Source organism: Flavobacterium sp. LHD-80, from assembly GCF_030929605.1.
In the GTDB taxonomy this organism is placed as follows: Bacteria; Bacteroidota; Bacteroidia; order Flavobacteriales; family Flavobacteriaceae; genus Flavobacterium.
The window spans coordinates 72,220-90,930 of the sequence record NZ_JAVFVS010000004.1 but is presented as its reverse complement, the minus strand read 5'-3'; the positions used below and the strand labels follow the sequence as shown (position 1 = coordinate 90,930).

General features: G+C 32.3%; 19 protein-coding genes. 2 read left to right on the top strand and 17 right to left on the bottom strand.

Going from position 1 to position 18,711, the window contains the following annotated elements; genetic code table 11:
- Positions 1-5 precede the first annotated feature (5 nt).
- From RB619_RS04970 to RB619_RS04890, 17 genes are all read right to left on the bottom strand, one after another.
- Complete coding sequence (locus RB619_RS04970; RefSeq protein WP_308094915.1) at positions 6-1,355, bottom strand: tetratricopeptide repeat protein; 1,350 nt, start codon at positions 1,353-1,355, stop codon at positions 6-8.
- Between the two features lie 51 nt (positions 1,356-1,406).
- Positions 1,407-2,423, bottom strand: a complete 1,017-nt coding sequence (locus tag RB619_RS04965; RefSeq protein WP_308094912.1) for a sugar phosphate nucleotidyltransferase — start codon at positions 2,421-2,423, stop codon at positions 1,407-1,409.
- A 160-nt stretch (positions 2,424-2,583) separates the two neighbouring features.
- On the bottom strand, positions 2,584-3,018 hold the full coding sequence (gene dut, locus RB619_RS04960; protein WP_035646609.1) for a dUTP diphosphatase: 435 nt from the start codon (positions 3,016-3,018) through the stop codon (positions 2,584-2,586).
- A 24-nt stretch (positions 3,019-3,042) separates the two neighbouring features.
- Positions 3,043-4,503, bottom strand: a complete 1,461-nt coding sequence (locus RB619_RS04955; protein ID WP_308094907.1) for an oligosaccharide flippase family protein — start codon at positions 4,501-4,503, stop codon at positions 3,043-3,045.
- A gap of 94 nt (positions 4,504-4,597) precedes the next feature.
- Positions 4,598-5,044, bottom strand: a complete 447-nt coding sequence (locus RB619_RS04950; protein ID WP_308094904.1) for a GNAT family N-acetyltransferase — start codon at positions 5,042-5,044, stop codon at positions 4,598-4,600.
- A 541-nt stretch (positions 5,045-5,585) separates the two neighbouring features.
- Complete coding sequence (gene atpG / locus RB619_RS04945; protein ID WP_308094901.1) at positions 5,586-6,446, bottom strand: ATP synthase F1 subunit gamma; 861 nt, start codon at positions 6,444-6,446, stop codon at positions 5,586-5,588.
- A gap of 87 nt (positions 6,447-6,533) precedes the next feature.
- Positions 6,534-8,111: a F0F1 ATP synthase subunit alpha gene (atpA, locus tag RB619_RS04940; RefSeq protein ID WP_308094899.1), complete on the bottom strand. Its 1,578-nt coding sequence runs from the start codon at positions 8,109-8,111 to the stop codon at positions 6,534-6,536.
- Between the two features lie 38 nt (positions 8,112-8,149).
- Positions 8,150-8,683: an ATP synthase F1 subunit delta gene (gene atpH, locus RB619_RS04935; protein ID WP_308094896.1), complete on the bottom strand. Its 534-nt coding sequence runs from the start codon at positions 8,681-8,683 to the stop codon at positions 8,150-8,152.
- Between the two features lie 3 nt (positions 8,684-8,686).
- A complete protein-coding gene (locus RB619_RS04930) occupies positions 8,687-9,187 on the bottom strand; it encodes a F0F1 ATP synthase subunit B (RefSeq protein WP_057115503.1) in 501 nt (166 codons plus the stop codon).
- 87 nt (positions 9,188-9,274) lie between these two features.
- On the bottom strand, positions 9,275-9,472 hold the full coding sequence (atpE, locus tag RB619_RS04925) for an ATP synthase F0 subunit C (protein ID WP_008465835.1): 198 nt from the start codon (positions 9,470-9,472) through the stop codon (positions 9,275-9,277).
- 33 nt (positions 9,473-9,505) lie between these two features.
- Positions 9,506-10,684 (bottom strand): F0F1 ATP synthase subunit A, encoded by a 1,179-nt coding sequence (gene atpB / locus RB619_RS04920; RefSeq protein WP_308094892.1) that lies wholly within the window; start codon positions 10,682-10,684, stop codon positions 9,506-9,508.
- A gap of 118 nt (positions 10,685-10,802) precedes the next feature.
- The gene (locus RB619_RS04915) at positions 10,803-11,195 is read right to left on the bottom strand and encodes a hypothetical protein (protein ID WP_308094889.1); all 393 of its coding nucleotides are present in this window, start codon (positions 11,193-11,195) and stop codon (positions 10,803-10,805) included.
- Between the two features lie 58 nt (positions 11,196-11,253).
- Positions 11,254-11,481, bottom strand: coding sequence for an AtpZ/AtpI family protein (locus RB619_RS04910; protein WP_133523684.1), 228 nt, complete (start codon positions 11,479-11,481; stop codon positions 11,254-11,256).
- Positions 11,462-11,857: a polymer-forming cytoskeletal protein gene (locus RB619_RS04905; protein WP_308094885.1), complete on the bottom strand. Its 396-nt coding sequence runs from the start codon at positions 11,855-11,857 to the stop codon at positions 11,462-11,464. The genes RB619_RS04910 and RB619_RS04905 overlap by 20 nt, the downstream gene beginning before the upstream one ends.
- A gap of 3 nt (positions 11,858-11,860) precedes the next feature.
- On the bottom strand, positions 11,861-14,470 hold the full coding sequence (locus RB619_RS04900) for a tetratricopeptide repeat protein (RefSeq protein WP_308094883.1): 2,610 nt from the start codon (positions 14,468-14,470) through the stop codon (positions 11,861-11,863).
- 88 nt (positions 14,471-14,558) lie between these two features.
- A complete protein-coding gene (locus tag RB619_RS04895; protein ID WP_308094881.1) occupies positions 14,559-15,254 on the bottom strand; it encodes an ABC transporter ATP-binding protein in 696 nt (231 codons plus the stop codon).
- Positions 15,255-15,356: 102 nt separating this feature from the next.
- Positions 15,357-16,817 carry a DUF5687 family protein gene (locus RB619_RS04890; protein WP_308094879.1) on the bottom strand — a complete coding sequence of 487 codons (1,461 nt, stop codon included), beginning with the start codon at positions 16,815-16,817 and terminating at the stop codon, positions 15,357-15,359.
- Positions 16,818-16,942: 125 nt separating this feature from the next.
- Between RB619_RS04890 and RB619_RS04885 the strand changes: the two genes are divergently transcribed.
- Both RB619_RS04885 and RB619_RS04880 read left to right on the top strand, forming a co-directional pair.
- The gene (locus RB619_RS04885; protein ID WP_308094877.1) at positions 16,943-17,995 is read left to right on the top strand and encodes a 2Fe-2S iron-sulfur cluster-binding protein; all 1,053 of its coding nucleotides are present in this window, start codon (positions 16,943-16,945) and stop codon (positions 17,993-17,995) included.
- A 292-nt stretch (positions 17,996-18,287) separates the two neighbouring features.
- Entirely contained in the window at positions 18,288-18,683 is a 396-nt protein-coding gene (locus tag RB619_RS04880; protein ID WP_308094874.1) for a hypothetical protein, read from the top strand.
- The last annotated feature ends 28 nt before the right edge of the window (positions 18,684-18,711 follow it).

Below are 18,711 nucleotides of genomic sequence, written 5' to 3'. Positions count from 1 at the left end.
TTTTCTTACTTCTTTTGTTTTAATAACTCACTAGCCTTCAAAAAGTATTCCTCTTTTTTCTTGGCATCTCCTAATCCATTGTAAGCCTCTCCTAATTGAATATTAAAATTTGATTCCAGCTTTTTATCATCAACAACATAATCAAGCCCCATTTCTAAAACGGTTTTTGCATTCTTAAATTGTTTTAACTGATTATTTCCAACTCCCGCATAATAGTAAAACTGTGGCTGACTTGGATAAACTTCAATCATCGTCATTGCTCTTTTAGTCATTGGCTCAAATTGTTTTGCCTGAGTATATGCTTCAAGCAAAAGCAAATTGGTTTCACGATCTGTATCTGAATGTGCTTTTAAATCTTTTTCATAATATTTAATTGCATTTTCATATTGACCTTTGCTGTGATAAAATTTTCCGATTTCTTTGGCAACGTCTACATTTGGATCATTATCAAAATAAGAAATTGCTTTTTCCAAATCTGGAGCATATTGCGGATTTTTATTGGTATAAATCAAAAATTCATTCAAAGTTCTGTGCTTAATTTTTGAATCAATTTTTGAACTTGCCAAAATAATATTCATTGACTTAATCGCTTTATCTGCCTGGTTTGCATCTAAATAGGTTTTAAACAAACTTACTTGAGCCCATTCAGAATTTGGAACTTCTTTAGCCAATTTTGTCGCAACTTCTAAAGCCTTGTCATTATCATCTGATTTTGAATATAAAATGATCAGATTCAGATAATTCGATTCTTCCTTTGGATTCTTTTTAATCTGATCAATCAAATTGGAAATTTCGGCATTTTGATATTTCCCTTGAGAAAGAATCTGCATTTTATAACGATCACGATCTTCCGATTTTCCGAATTTATCGTTCATTTCGTTGATTGCAACAAGCGCCTTATCAAATTGATTTGTCATCATATAAAGCGATATCAAATCATCTTTATATTCTTCGTCAAAAACAATAATTTTTTGAATCGTTTCGATTGCCAACGGATAATTCTTGGTTTCATAACTTACGTCATAAATTCCAAGCCAATACCATTTGTTTTTAGGATTTAATTGCGTGGCTTTTTCAAAGGCGGTATTTGCACTTTGATAGTCTCTTAAAGACATATAATTTTTTCCTAATTCAAAATAAGCGACAGCATCATTAGGTTTTAGTTTTATACATTTTTCTAATGATACTATAGCTTTATCATAATTTTCAATTCCTTTTTGTTTCAAAGATTCATAAAAAGCATCTTGATATTCATCGGGCGCCATAGCAATATCTTCTGGTTCTGTCTGTGCCAAAACCGAGTATGAATTGCCAAGCAAAACGAAAAATAAAATGACCAAAACGCTTTTTTTCATTCTTTTTATAATTTCATTTTTAAACCAAAAAGAAAATGCTGAACCTCTTTTTTATTCTAAAACAGAATAATCTCCAATGCTTATGCTTGTAAACTTTCCGTCATAACTAACATGATTTCCAATCATCGCATTGTCTAAGTTAGCGTTTTTTATTTGAGAATAAGTTTGTACTAAGCTATTTTTAATAGAACTGTCTGTAATTCGGCATCCTTTTCCAACAGAAACATTTGGACCAACTGTTGTGTTTTTCAGTACAACATTTTCACCAATATAACATGGAGGAATAATTGTTGAATTTTCTAAAGTCACATTATAATCTACTAAATGCTCTCCGTCATTATGTAAAAAGCCAAGCATTCTTGAATTCGTTTCAACTGTAACATCTTTGTTACCGCAATCCATCCATTCGTCAACGCTGCCGGTTTTGAAAACTTTACCGTTTGCCATCATCGCTTTGATTCCGTCATTGATTTGATATTCCCCTCCGTTTTGGATGTTATTATCTAAAACGCCTTGAAGTTCTTTTTTCAAATCTCCAACTTCTTTGAAATAGTAAATTCCGATAACCGCTAAATCACTTACAAACTCTTTTGGTTTTTCAACCAATTCTATAATTTCATTATTCTGGTTTAGTTTTACAACTCCAAAAGCTTCTGGTTGATCCACTTGTTTTACCCAAATTACAGCATCAGCAGCAGGATCTAATTCAAAATCTGCTCTAATTAAAGTATCTGCGTAAGCAATAACAGCTGGACCAGATAAAGATTCTTTGGCACACATAATGGCGTGACCTGTTCCTAAAGGCAAATCCTGACGGTAAATAGAAGCTTTTGCACCAAGACCTTTAGCCAAATCCTGTAAACTTGTTACAACATCTTCACCAAAAAAAGCTTCATCGCCTAAAATAAAAGCAACTTCTTCGATTGGTTCTTTTAATATTTTAGCAATATCTTCAACTAAACGGTGAACAATAGATTTTCCTGCAACAGGGATTAATGGTTTTGGAACTGTTAAAGTATGTGGTCTAAGCCTTGATCCACGGCCTGCCATTGGAACGATTATTTTCATTTTTATATTTATTTTTTAGCGAAGATGTTTTAAATCTTCTGAGGTTGGTTCTAATTTTAACGCAAAGTTCGCAAAGGTTTTTTATGACATTTGCTATTTAATTGTTTTTGTTTTAAGATCGCAAAGTACGGAACTGATTACCGCAAACTGCGACTAAAAACTATTTAACACCTGTACTTCCAAAACCGCCGGCTCCTCTTGAAGTTTCTGAAAGTTCTTCAACTTCAATCCACTCGGCTCTTTCGTGTTTGGCAATAATTAATTGTGCGATTCTTTCTCCGTTTTCAACAACGAATTCTTCATTTGATAAATTTACCAAAATCACACCTATCTCACCTCTGTAGTCGGCATCTACCGTTCCTGGAGAATTTAAAACCGTTACGCCTTTTTTTGCTGCCAGTCCGCTTCTTGGTCTAACCTGCGCTTCGTAGCCAATTGGCAATTCAATAAAAAGTCCTGTTTTTACAATGGTTCTTTCTAAAGGTTTTAGTGTAATTGATTCTGTTAAATTAGCACGCAAATCCATTCCTGCCGAAGCAATAGTTTCGTAGTTTGGCAAGTCGTGCTGTGATTTATTTATGATTTGTATTTTCATTTGTATTTTAAAATTTAAACGGCCTTATTTTTTCTTTAGTATTCCTTTAATGGTATCTTTTTCATAATGATAAACCATGTACATAAAAATTAAAAGAAGCGGAATTCCAACATAATATTTCTCTCTGAATCCGTAAAATGAAATTATCGAAAATACTATTGAAACGCCCAAATAAGCACCAATCTTGTTCATATCATAAGGAATTGGATAATACTTATTTCCTAAAATATAGGAGATAAGCATCATGCTTCCGTAGGCAGAAATAGTGGCAATTGCCGATCCATAATAACTGTATTTTGGAATTAAAAAATAATTTAAAACCAAAGTTACAATAGCACCTACAATAGAAATATAAGCTCCAATTTTTGTTTTATCAGTCAATTTATACCAAACTGATAAATTGTTGTAAATACCTAAAAAGAAGTTTGCCAAAATAATAAGCGGCACAACTTTCATTGCTTCCCAATAGGATTTATTATCTAACAATAAATATTTTAAAACATCTGCAAAAACGATAACGCCTAATAAAATCAATGATCCTAAAATCACAAAATATTTAGTGATTACGGCATACGTCTGAGGTGCATTTTCATTTTTAGCATGACTGAAAAAGAAAGGCTCGATTCCTAATCTGAAAGCAGTTGCAAAAAGAACCATGAATAACCCTAATTTGTAACAAGCAGAATAGGCTCCAACTTCAGATTTTGCTAAATTTTCAGGAAGTAAGTATCCTAGCAAAATTTTATCAAAGTGCTCATTTACGGCAAATGCTAATCCAGCAACCAAAATTGGAAGGCCGTATTTCATCATTCTTCTCCAAAGTTCTGGATCGAATTTTCTTCCAAGCGAAAGGTAATTTGGCGAAAGCACAATAAAAGTGGCTAAACTTGCCAGAAGATTTGCAATGAAAATATAAGCAATCTGGAAATTCTCCACGTATAAATTATCCCAAACTGAGTTAGGATTTGAAGCCGCAAGTTTTGGCAAATACATCAAAAAGAAAATGTTCAGTAATAAATTGATTATTACATTTCCAATCTTGATTGCTGCATAAACCATTGGTCTTTGGTTTGCTCTTAGTTTTGAAAAGGGCACTAAAACCAAAGCATCCAGAACTAAAATCCAAACCGAATAAGTAACATATTGAGCATCAACTTCGGCCCAAGTTGCAAGTGTATTTCTAAAAATTAAAGCGGCGAACAAAAACCCAATTGAGGACCAAAAAATCGAAATTGTAGAAGTTGCGATTACATTTTTCTTGTCTTCTTCGGCGCTGTAGAATCTAAAAAAAGCAGTCTCCATTCCGTAAGAAAGAACAACATTAAAGAAAACCATCCAAGACAAAACAATCGAAACTTCGCCATATTCTGCAGTTGGTAAAATACCTGTATATAATCTGACCAATAAAAAACTAAGCATCCTTGGTAAAACCGTTGCTAGTCCGTAAATCGCAGTTTGTTTGAATAGATTTTTATATAATCCCAAAATAATTTTATAATAAAGTTCGTAAAACAAAAATAACCAATTCTTTGGTTTATTAATGATTTTGCCTGTTCAATAAAAGCAGTTCAGCGTTTTTTTATTGAGTAAGTTTGTTTTCGTCCAGAACTTTCACAAAATGAAATCCTTTTGGACCATAACCTTGATTGTAGTAAAAACGATGCGCACCAAAATTTCCAGTAAAAGCATCTAAAACGATACTGCTACATCCTAAATCTAGTGCTTTTTGATCAATATAATCGGTCAATAATTTTCCAATTCCTTTAGATCTGTGTTCTGGATTAACAACAAAATTATCAATCTCAAGATATTTCCCCGTCCAAAGTTTTGTTGCTGACCAACAGCCGGTAATTCCTAAACAAACATCATTGTCAAAAACTCCAATTTGGATGTAATTGTGAGGCACCATTTCTAAAAGGAATGATTTATATTTTTCTATTGAAATTTTAGGATAAAGAAATCGCATGGTATCAATTTGCTCCAGCATTTCATCAATTGTAGTAAGTTCTCGTATTTGAAATTCCATTGTAATAAAAGATAAACTTCAAAATTACTCAATTTTTCTTACGCCTAATAAATAATTGCAAAACAAGACATATGTGAAATCTATAAAATTGAAAAAAAATTATATAAATTTTTACAAGTGCTTCTGTATTAACTTTGTATCAAAGGGAATGAGAAAAGCTAAAATACAACCCTTAAAAAAAGCAAAGCATTGGGACGGATAAAGCTAGTTTGTTCCCACAAAAGACAAAGCACAAGGGATTGATTCTGCTGAAATGTAACCCTCAAAAAAACAGAGCATTGGGATTAATAAAGCTAGTTTGTTCCCATAAAAGACAAAGCAAAACAGAGGTGATAAATCTGTACAATAATTTTATAAAATGGTATTGATTCTCAATTTTTGGGTAAATTGAGAATCACCATTTTATAACAGACAAAAAAATTCAATTTCTATATAAAAATAAAAGAGTTAAAGCCGATATTTGGGGGTATCGGCTTCCTTTTTGCACAAAAAAAGAGCCAGCAAATATTTGCTGGCTCTTTTTTTATTTTTAGATGTCTTATTATCCGTTCAACGCTTCTGCTCCACCAACGATCTCTAAGATTTCGTTTGTAATTGCAGCTTGACGTGCTTTGTTATAAGTCAATTTCAATTGGTTTCTTAATTCAGTTGCGTTGTCAGTTGCTTTGTGCATAGCTGTCATACGCGCTCCGTGTTCTGAAGCAAATGAATCGCGAATACCTTTGTATAATTGCGTTTTTAACGATTTTGGAATCAAAGTCAATACAATTTCTTCTTTTGAAGGCTCGTAAATATAATCTCCTGTAGAAGTTGCTGCATCAGATTTAATTGGAGCTAACGGTAAAAACTGCTCTGTTTGAACAATTTGTGTCGCAGCATTTTTAAATTGATTGTAGATTAATTCGATTCTATCATATTCTCCAGATAAGAATTTTTGAGTCAAATTATCTGCAATTCCAGCAACATTTTCAAAAGTTAAATGATCAAAAATTGCATTATGATGCCCGTGAATTTTATGCGTTTTAACTAAAGCATCGCCTCCTTTTTTACCAATGGCAAAAACATCAACTTGCTTTCCTGCATAAAAATTAGTACGGTTTTTAATCTCCTTAATTACATTTGAATTGAATGCACCACATAAACCTCTGTTAGAAGTTATCGCTACAAGCAATACTTTTTTTACTTCACGTTGAGTTGTGTAATCTCCTCCAACTTCACCATCAAGTGTAGCAGAAAGATTTTGCAATAACTCAGTTAATTTCTCGGCATAAGGTCGCATCGCAGTGATTGCATCTTGTGCTTTCTTAAGCTTTGCAGCAGAAACCATTTTCATAGCCGATGTAATCTGCATCGTCGATGAAACGGAAGTAATTCTATTACGGATTTCCTTTAAATTTGCCATTTGTTTTTTTTAAGTATTAAGACTTAAGTATCAAGTACTAAGTATCAGGAAAACCTTAATACTTAATACCTTATACTTAATACTTTTTTAGTTATATTTTGCTGAAACTTCTTTTGCTGCTTTTTCGATAACATCTGTAATGTTGTCATCAAATTTACCAGCTTTCAACGCGTTAAGCGTATCTTTATGTTTACTGTTTAAGTAAGATAAGAAATCAGCTTCGAATTCTTTTACTTTATTTACAGGAACGTTTCTTAATAAGTTTTTAGAACCAGCGTAAATAATTGCAACTTGGTTTTCAACAGGATAAGGATCATTTAAACCTTGTTTCAAGATTTCAACGTTTCTTTTTCCTTTTTCAATTACGTTTAATGTAACTGAATCCAAGTCAGAACCAAATTTAGCGAAAGCTTCTAATTCACGGAATTGAGCTTGGTCTAATTTTAAAGTTCCAGAAACTTTCTTCATAGATTTAATTTGAGCATTACCTCCAACACGAGATACAGAGATACCTACGTTGATTGCAGGACGAACCCCAGAGTTGAACAAATCTCCATCAAGGAAAATCTGACCATCTGTAATCGAAATTACGTTTGTTGGGATATATGCAGAAACGTCACCAGCTTGAGTTTCGATAATTGGCAATGCAGTTAATGACCCACCACCTTTTACGATAGACTTGATAGAATCTGGTAAATCGTTCATGTTTTTAGCGATACCATCATCAGCGATTACTTTACAAGCACGCTCTAATAAACGAGAGTGTAAGTAGAAAACGTCTCCAGGGTAAGCCTCACGTCCCGGTGGTCTTCTTAATAAAAGAGAAACCTCACGGTAAGCAACAGCTTGTTTAGATAAATCATCATAAACGATAAGAGCTGGACGACCAGAATCTCTAAAGTATTCTCCAATTGCAGCACCAGCGAATGGAGCGTAAACTTGCATTGGAGCTGGATCAGAAGCATTAGCAGCAACGATAACTGTATAAGCCATTGCTCCTTTTTCTTCTAACATTTTAGCGATTCCTGCTACAGTTGAAGCTTTTTGTCCAATTGCAACATATATACAGAATACAGGTTTTCCTGCATCATAAAATTCTTTTTGGTTCAAGATTGTATCGATACAAACAGTTGATTTACCTGTTTGACGGTCACCGATTACAAGCTCACGCTGTCCACGTCCAACTGGGATCATAGCATCAACTGCTTTTACTCCTGTTTGTAATGGCTCAGTTACTGGCTGACGGAAAATAACTCCTGGCGCTTTTCTTTCTAAAGGCATTTCGTATAAATCTCCACCGATTGGTCCTTTTCCATCAATTGGAAAACCAAGCGTGTTAACTACACGTCCTACCATTTGCTCACCTACTTTAAGAGAAGCAATACGTTGAGTTCTTTTTGCAGTAGATCCTTCTTTAATTCCTGTAGATGGTCCTAAAAGTACCACACCAACATTATCCTCTTCAAGATTCAATACGATACCTTCCATACCGTTATCAAATTCTACTAACTCACCATATTGAACATTAGATAGCCCGTAAACACGAGCAATACCATCTCCAACTTGAAGTACTGTTCCTACTTCCTCTAGCGTAGCACCAGATTCAAAACCTTCTACTTGCTTTCTTAATATTGCTGAAATTTCAGCAGGTTTGATTTCCGCCATCTTAATTTATAATTTAGACACTTTTATGTGTAATAAAACTAATTACTTAACTCTCTTTTTAATACTTGTAATCTGTTTGCAACAGAGGCATTGTATTGATTATCGCCTATTCTCAAAATAAATCCACCAATGATTGAAGGATCTACTATATTTTCAATTGTAATTTTTTTATCTGATAAAGTTGCAACTTTTGCCAAAACTTTAGCTTCTAAAGCAGCATCCATAGGAATTGCAGTCGTTACTTTTGCTACTTCAACACCATTGTTTTCATCAAATAATTTGTTGTATTCTTTTGCAATTGCATCTAGAATTTCAAACCTTTTGTTTTCAAATAATAAATGGAATAAACCTTTAGTTACACCATTTACATCTGCAAAAACTTCTAAAAGAGCACTTTCTTTAACTTCAACAGTTGTTGTTGGGTTTTGAATGAATGTACTCAATTCTGTATTAGTTTCAATTGCCTGAGCAATTGTTTTCATATCGTTATTGACAGCTTCGGCAACACCTTTAGAGTTTGCTAAGTCCAGAATTGCTTTTGCATAACGAATTGCTGCTCTTGTACTTGCCATATCTTAGTTTAACTTTACGTCACCTAACATTTTCTCAACTAATTTAGTTTGAGATTCTTTGTTAGATAATTCTTCTTTCAATAATTTTTCAGCGATGCTTAATGACAAACTTGAAACTTGAGATTTCAATTCAGCCATTGCAGCATTTTTTTCACTTTCGATAGCAGCTTTAGCTTGCTCGATCATTTTTTGACCAGCTTCTTGTGCTTCGTTTTTAGAATCAGCTATCATTTTCTCTTTCATTTCACGAGCTTCTTTTAACATCGCGTCACGTTCTGCACGAGCTTCATTCAAAATTCTTTGATTGTCAGCTTGTAAGTTTTCCATTTCTCTCTTTGCATTTTCAGCAGAAAGCAATGCATTTTTAATACCTTCTTCTCTTGCAGTAATAGATTCCATAATTGGTTTCCATGCAAATTTCACTAAAAGTAAAATTAATACTAACAAGATTAAAGCTTGCCAGAAGAATAAACCGAATGAAAAATCGTTAATTAACTTATCCATTTTATAACTATATTAAATATTTAATTTCTTTTTTAAAGTAACAACACCTTTAACCAACCGTTAAAGATGTTGTTAGTTCTTTCTTTATTATTTTCCTAAGATTAAAGCAGCAAATGCTAAACCTTCTAATAAAGCCGCGATAATAATCATCGCAGTTTGAATTTTACCAGCAGCTTCTGGCTGACGAGCAATAGCGTCCATAGCAGATCCACCGATTTTACCTAAACCTAAACCTGCACCGATTACTACTAAACCAGCACCTACTAAAGTTGGAATTGTTCCCATAACTATTTATATATATAAAATTAAACTTCTAAATTAAATAATTGCTGTTTCATCTTCATGGTGGTGAGCGTGGTCATGATCCTGAACCGCCATACCAATAAATAATGATGACAACATTGTAAAAATAAATGCTTGTAAAAATGCAACTAAAACTTCAATAACAGAGATAAACAATGTCAATCCTAAAGAGATTGGCAAATCTGCCGCTAAATTTTTTCCAACGAAAATCATTCCGATCAAACTCATGATTACTACGTGACCTGCGGTAATGTTTGCGTACAAACGAATTAATAATGCGAATGGTTTTGTTAATGTTCCTAAAACCTCAATTGGTGCTAAAATAATTTTCATTGGAACTGGTACTCCTGGCATCCAGAAGATGTGTCCCCAATAATCTTTGTTTGCACTGAATTGTGTGATGATAAAAGTAAAGGCTGCTAAACAAACTGTAATAGCTATGTTTCCTGTTACGTTAATTCCTAGAGGAGTCATTCCTAATAAGTTTAAAACCCAAACAAAGAAAAATACAGTTAATAGGTATCCCATATATTTACGGTATTTTTTCTCTCCAATATTTGGAACCGCAATTTCGTCTCTAATGAAAATTACAAGAGGCTCTAAAACTCTTCCAAATCCAGTTGGGATTGGTCCTTTTTTATATGATTTTGCTAAACCAGTAAACATGAAGAATAATAGTATTGCAACAAAAAGCATTGAAACAACATTTTTTGTAATAGAAAAATCTAACGGCTTTTCGTTTTCCGGATGACCGTGTTCGTTAAAAGTAACTGTTCCGGCTGCATCTGTTTTGTAAATTTTACCGTGAACTAATTTGTAGAAGTTTCCATCAACTTCTGCAACTGTTTCACCGAAATGAAATTTTGAAGAAGAGAAAACTTTTAAACCTCCGTCAATAAGTATAACTGGTAATGGAAAACCAAAGTGTTTGTTTTCTTTTTCATCTTGAAAGAAAACAAAATCGTGAGAATCTTGTAAGTGGTGATCAATGAAAGCATCTACTTTTGCTTTTGGGTCAAGAGCAACTGCGTGCTCTCCTTCAGCTGGAGCATCGTGTGAAATTACTTTCTCTTCGTGAGCCGTTTCAGTTTGTACATGCGTTGAATCATTCTCTGAGTTTGCAAAACCCATAATTGGTAGAGAAGCTACAAAAGCTGCTAGAATAAAGCTGAGTGGTTTGTTTGAAATCACCATATCGTGGAAAATCTTATTTTTTTACGTTTCTAAAATTTGGTGCAAAGGTACATTTTTTATTAATATTCAAAAGGATATGAAAAATTATTTTTGAACCTTGTTTTACATATTCGCGATTTTAACGCTTTTCATTTAATAATCGGACAGTTAAAAGCGTCTCAAATAACAAAAACAAAATAAATGTTATAAAAAAACTGACTTTTTCAATATTGACTGTTTCGGTTTTGATTTTTAAAATTGGCTGCAAAATTAAATATCCCAATAACATTTGAGTAAAAGTGCCAAATAAGAAAACCATTCCAACGATTTCAAAATTCTTCGTTTTTACCTTTAATAATATAAGGTATAAAAAAGCTGCTAATCCGAAAAAAATCAAATAGAGCAATTCTATGCTGTAATGAAATTTTTGAAAATTAATTTCCAATAAATAGAAAGCTGCTTTGTGCACAATACAGGCAACAACAGCAAAACAAAATAAATGAAAAATAGGTTTGTAATTTTTTAATGACATTTCAAGTAATTTTTTGCAAAGATGCAACTTTTATCTAAAGCTGCTATAAATGACAAAATTACTTTGTTTTATTAATATCATTAACTTGGCGGATAACATTATATAAAGCAAGGCCTACACCGGCCATTACAAAAATAGTATTGTAATACACTTTTGGGCTAGGATGATTTTCATCAAGCCATGTTCCGAAATAAGAAAACAAGAAAATAATTACTCCCATTTGAAAAGGAATATTAATAAGTGCAAGCCATTTGTTTCTCCTATTATTATTCGGCTCCTTTTCCATCTTCTAATAGTATTACAGGATTAGAATTTAGCATTGTACAAGTTGCAGTAAAATCTGCTCCTGGTTCTATAGATAATTTCCCAACGGCAATTTCTCCATGAATGCGTGCTGTTCCTTTTATATTAAGGACTTCTAAAACTTTTAATTTTCCTTGAAATTCGCCTTCAATATCAGCATTATGACAAATAATTTCTCCTTTCACAATTCCTGATGCACCAATAACGAGTTTTCCCTGCGAAGTAAAATTCCCAATCAATTCCCCATCGAGTCTAAAATCAGCTTTTGAAACAATATCACCAACAATAGAAGTTCCTTCTACAATTCTGTTGGTTTTTCCTAAATTCTCTGTACTGCTTTTTTTGACTTTTTCAAACATGGTTTATGGGGTTTTTGGGGCTAAATACGTTTCAAGATTTTTTTTGATTTGCACTACCTTATAATTATCACTTGAAATAATTATAGGCATATTCGAGATTTTATATTTTTTATCATCTCTCAAAACTCCTGAAACATCTTTGGCATATGCCTCTGATTTTAAACCATGAATAACTACAAAACTTTCTGTTTTATTGTATTTGTCAAATGAAGTTGTTAACCTTTCAAAATTTTCAACCAGCATATATACTCTAATTGCCTCTTCAATTTTTTTAACCGTTTTAAGATCGTTATTCGAAACCGGATATAAAATTTTCCAGTTTTTGCCATCAACTGCCGTAAAATCAAGTTTTTCTAAAGTTGGAATTTGTTTTTCCAAAATCTCACGCGCCTCTTTTCCTTCTTCGCTATTTGGGTAATTATCGGCAACGTTTTCCAATCCTTTTTTATATGCTGCCAAACCTTCTACTTTACCTAAAGTGCTTGCTTTAAGCAATTCGAATTTCGAAACAATATCTTCACCTGCATATTGATTAATCAAATTGTCAATGTTGTTTAAAACTTCATCAAAATGTTCTTCCTCATACAGTTTGTACCATTTTTTATATTCCTTATCTGCCGAAGCTAGATCATCAGAATTCGCATTATTTAAAATCTGAGCATATCGCGAACCCGAATATTTAGTTGTTATTTCAGATTTTATTCTTTCTGCCTTAGCCGGATCTGTAATTTGATAAATTTTATACAAATTATACATCGATGGCAAAACCAATTTCTCTTCAGGATTATTCTGTAATAATTGCTCTAATTTATCGCTCGCTAATTTGTATTCTTTAAACTTTTCTTTATAAATAAGTCCTAATTGATAATACGCAAAGTTTCGCTCTTTGCCAATACTATCCATAACTGCTGGACTTGTAGGAATCTTTTTTTCATAAAATGCAGTTGTATATTTTTCTGGTACAGCTTGTTGCAGTGCATTTATAGAATCTTGATTGATGTTTAAAGAATCGCTTAATCTTTTATTGACAATTGTTTTTGATGAAGATAATCTCCAGTTTCCAGCTACAGCACGATTTCCCCACATTTTTCTGAATTGCAGTTTTCCGTAAGCAACTGTTGTTGGATTATAAAAGTAAAAAGTGCTTGAAACATCATTTGCTCCCGGCGGATTAAACGCTCCCGCTGTTAAATCTGGTTTTCCAGTCGCTTGAGGATTTACAGCTGTTGCAACATCACCTGTATTTGTGTTGCGCTGTACGTTTGCAAGTTTTTCTTTCTCTTTTTCTTCAGCTAAACGTTTTGCATCGTCGTTCTTTTTAAGTTCTGCGATATAAATTTCAAAGTATGTTTTTCGTTCTTCGGCTGGTAAATTATATACCTTAATAATACTGTCGTTGCGTTTTGCAATTCCTTCGTATTTAATTACGTTATCTAAATTTTTTCTATTTTTTTCGATAAACGCAAACTCTCTCGTTTTTGGATTTAGTTTTACTAAAGTACTGTCATAATATTTTGCAGCCATTGTATAATCTGTATTTCTAAAATACATATTTCCAATATTTCTATACGTTGCCGCAACTAGATAAGGGTCTTTAGATTTTCTTGATAACGAACGATTGTAAAATTCCAACGCATCTTTCTGCTCATTATTTTTATCAAAAAAGACACCCATTTCATAAAACAGAATATCATAGTAAGGTCTATTTTCACGATCCTCAACTAATTTATTATAGGTATCAATAAACATATTTTGATCGTCGTGTTCATAATCAAACATCTGCGCTTTTTTCGCATATGCTTGCATCATGTATTTACGATCGGCTTTTCGGTTCATGTCGATTACGCCATTATAAAAGTAAACGGCACTGTCTCTTTTTCCTGATTCTTGATATAATTGTCCTAAAATAAAACGATATCTGGCTTTGTCTTCGTTAATTCTGGTGAATTTTTCGGCAATTTTCAATTTAGTTACCGCACTGTCTTTTTGCTCTGTATTTAAAAAAGCTTCCGCCAATAATGCATTTGCATCTGAAAAAGTCTGTTTGTCTAAATCTGTTTTCTTCAACAGCAGATTGATATTTTTAATGACAATCGCATCATTTCCTAAACGCATATTTGTTTTTTCGCGCCAGATTTTTGCCGTATAAATATTACTGCTGTTTGGATATTTGTAAAGAATATAATTGAAAGCCTCAATTGCTGGAATAAAACGCTGATCATAATATCTGGCTTTTCCTAGCATTAAATAAGCTTCATCAATCTGATAATTTCTCTCTCTTCCTCCAATATTCATGGAGTGTTTCTGAATGGCTTTTGTTGCTTTTGTTTCTGCTAATTCAAAATCTGGATTTTTTGTTTTTTCTCCCTCTGAAAAATTTTCGTCAAACTGCATTTTTTCAATTGGCAGAATTTTCCAAAAATTATCCTGATTATTGGCCTGAATTGATTTTAGTCCTTTTTCAAGACCAATGCCGCCGTTATACAAAATGTTATATTTTGTACTTAAGGCATGTGAATTTCTGTTCACAAAAGTATTTTTCTTGGTAGAACAGGCTATCAAAAAGAATAAAAAAGCAAGAAAAAAACAGTATTTTAGAGTATTCTTTTTCAATAGAACTAATTTTTAAAGCATAAACTTATAAAAAGCACTTTTAGTATAATGACTTGTAAAAATACGCTTCTTTTTGAAATATAGAAACTTAAACAGCAAAAAACGATTCCAGTTCTTGTAAGGTTTCTTCTGAGGTTTGAATATCTTTTACAATTTCGCCTTTATTAAGCGCCACAATTCGATTACAAACTTCTACAGTGTGCTGTAAATCGTGACTTGAGACTAAAACAGTAACATTCGGATCATCAGCTAATTCTTTAATAATTTTTTTCAAACGACTTACAGTTGTAGGATCTAAATTTGCAAAAGGCTCGTCTAAAATTACCACTTCTGGATTGCCAATAAGTGTTGCAATAATGCCAACTTTTTTCTGATTTCCTTTTGATAAATCGCGAAGGTATTTTTTATTCTTTAAGATTTCGCCATTAAAAAATTCTTCATGTTTTGACAGCAATGCATCAATATCCGCTTTATTCTGATGACGTAAATCACCAATAAAATAAAAATATTCTTCGGGAGTTAAATACCCAATAAGAAAACTTTCATCTAAAAAAGAACCTGTAAAAGATTTCCAATTTTCACTTGTATTTACTTGAATATCATTACTTTTTATATTTCCTGTTGAAGGCTGAATAAGATCTAAAAGCAAACTGAAAAAAGTTGTTTTTCCCGCGCCGTTATTCCCAACCAATCCAAAACTCTGACCCTTCGGAATTTCAAGGTTGTTAATGTTTAAAACTGTTGTATTGTTATATTTTTTTGAAAGTTGATTTACTTGTATCATTTTTTTTACGTTTAATTGTTGATTTGGTTAATCGTTAATTTGGTTTCGATTAGATAAAAAATTTATCTAATTTTCAAATTGACTCATTTTCTAATTTTCTAATTAACTCTTTTGTTTATAAGCGCTTATAGTACTGTATTTTTCGGCTTTGTATCTTTTTTCGATTATTGAAAAGACTTTGTTTCTAAATACAAATCCTAAAATTCCTGCTCCTGCAACTAGTGTCAAACCAAGCGTTTTATCATCAAGATAAAGACCAATTCCATAAAGTCCCAAAGGCAATAATAATTTTGGCAAAGTCAATAACATTGCATTTAAATTGAATGCTTTTTTATCTCCAAAAGCGCCCCCTGCGTTGCTCAAATCTATTGGCGTTTTTGTAAATGCGCCACCCAAAAGAACCAGGTGAGAATTTACTCCAATATTATAAATGGCACCAACCACAATTGTTAAATAAACCTGCCATCCGTAAAAAAGATAAAACGAAGCCAAAATTGTCGATATAAAAGTCGCAATTACAATAAGCCACCATTTTGAAGTTATATAACCGCGATACGGAATATTTTGTGTCATCATTAATTGATAATACGAGCTGTCCCAACTTGGCACAAACTGGCCAAAAACAAATAAGAATCCGCCTGAAACAAATATTCCCGCAAAAATATACATGATTGGTGGTTGATGTGTATTTCCAAAAAAGATCAATCCGTAAAACAAGAAAAGAAAACTCATGAAAATTGTAGTTTTTGATCTTTTATTTCTTTTGATGAGTTTGATATCGTTTTTAAGAAATGTTCCCAAAGTTCCAAATTGATTCAACCAAGTAAGATTTTCTGTTGACGCAATATCCTCTTTTATAGAAAGTCCAGCGTCGAGATATAAATTGTTTTTGAAAAATCTAAATGTAAAAACATATAAGCCCGCCAATACAAAAACAGGAATTAATGACAATCCCGGAATTTTATAAAGTCCCTGAAAAAATGGCGCAGTAAAAACGGTAATATCAAATAACTTATAATATTGCGCCGCTCCCAAGGCAATGGCAAAAGCCAAAAAGACAACAAATAATTTATCAATATTGTTTAAAATAATATTTAAAAAATTATTGATGTAGACTAAAGAAATCATCGCAAGATTCCAGAAAAGAATACTCACAACATCATATCCTTCAATAAGTAAGACAACCGAAAAAGGAATAAAAAATAAGGCGTGAACCCAATTAAAAAATGATAAAACAGTTTTTCCTAATGAAAAATGAACAATCGTTGGTTTTTTAATAGGCAATACCAGCAATGGTTTTATGTTTAAAACCGGAATTGACTGCACCATCAAACGTACTATTAAATCAAATATGAAATAATAAATCAAAAACCTATTGACTGTCTGCAACGGTTCCAGATTCATTTTTTTAAGAACGTAGAATGCCCCTACGCCCATTCCGACAAAAATTAATGAAAAATAAATCATTAAGAATCCTAATAAAATTTTCATCGCCAGATTTTTACCAAACGACGCTGATCTTATAAAGGCTTTCCATTCAAGAAAAATAAACTTTTTAATCATGATTATTTGTTTTGGTTTTTCAGTAAGAGACCAAATGTAGGAAAACGTTACAAAAAAAGTTAAAAAAAATATTTTAGTAAGTGTCAATTACTTAGTGTTTGCTACTTTTGCAAAAAAAATTAATCATGCCTTCATTTTTAAAACTTATAATTAAAGAGGTAAAACGCGAAACTGCCGAGGCTGTTTCTGTACTTTTTAATGTTCCTGAAGAACTAAAAGCTGACTATAAATTTATAGCTGGACAATACATAAATTTAAAACTAACACTTGATAATCAAGAAATAAGACGTGCTTACTCTATTTGCTCTGCGCCAGAAAGTGGTGAATTGCGAATTGCTGTTAAAGCAGTGAAAAATGGTCTTTTTTCTCAATTTGCCAATACAAAGCTAAAAGCTGGAGATGTTCTTGAAGTAGGTCATCCGGAAGGAAAATTTACTTTTGAACCAGAGACTGACAGACAAAAAAATTATGTGGCATTTGTTGCGGGAAGTGGTATTACGCCAGTTCTTTCGATTATTAAATCGGTTTTAAAAAGTGAGCCAAAAAGTTCGTTTGTATTGGTTTACGGAAATAAAACTCCAGAAGGAACTATTTTTCACCAAGAATTACACGATTTACAATTACAGTATGTAGGACGTTTTTTCATTCACTATGTATTTAGTCAAGCAAAAGCTGAAAATGCTTTATTTGGAAGAATTGATAAATCGGCAGTGAATTTTGTTTTGAACAACAAACATAAAGAACTGCAATTTGACAAGTTTTTCTTGTGTGGTCCAGAAGAAATGATCAACACGGTTTCGGGTATTTTAAAAGAGAAAAATGTAAAAGAATCAGCAATTAAATTTGAGCTTTTTACATCTTCGTCTGAAGAACATGTAATTCAGGGTTCTCAAGAAGGCCATACAAAAATTACGGTTTTAGTTGACGATGAAGAAGTTACTTTCGAAATGTCTAAAAAACAAACCATTCTTGATGCCGCTTTAAAACAAGGCGTTGACGCTCCTTATTCTTGTCAAGGCGGTATTTGCAGCAGTTGTTTAGGACGTGTTACAGCAGGTTCTGCTGAAATGACAAAAAATTCAATTTTAACTGATGGTGAAATTGCAGAAGGCTTGATTTTGACTTGCCAAGCACATCCAACTTCAGATACTATTTATGTAGATTACGACGACGTATAGTCTGTTAAATTCCGATATTTCAAATTCCAAATCCCAATTTTACGATTGGAATTTGGAATTTTTTTTATGCTGTTTTTTCTTTTGACAAAGTTTAAAATTAGAGATTCGTTTTGAAAGCGATTTTAAACAATACATAAAAAAGGCTATACGTATTTAAATATTTTTTATAAAATGTCCTGAAAATTTACTATATTAGTAGTGCACTTGAACCTAATAAATCGTTCTTTAACTGAAAGATAGGTTTTGTAAAACTATATTTTATTGTCAACACGTTTTTAAAAAATTCTATATCATGGCAATGCATCACTACCTCCGTCTAACTTTTATATTACTTTTTGTAATATCCTCTTTTATTGTGGTTTACTTCGTAATTAAAAAAAGAAGAAACAGAAAAGTTCCTAAACTTCTTTCAAAAGAAAATTATCCTTCACAGCCTGGGGAAATGAAAGAAATATCAATTGCGAATGGTAGCTTTTTTAATATTTGGCCCTATGTAAGTGAATTAAAAGCAGCCAAAATTTTATCGAATAAAATTAAAGAATCAGAATTGATTCATAAAGTTTACCGAAATTCAACTAATGATTTTGAACACGTTTTACTTGTTACTGAAAAAGAAAATCATTTCGTTGAAATTGTGGTTGACAGAAACAAAAAGAAAGCAATGGGATATCTTTTGCTTAATTTATAGGAGAGTCAAAATCTCAAAATAAAAAAAT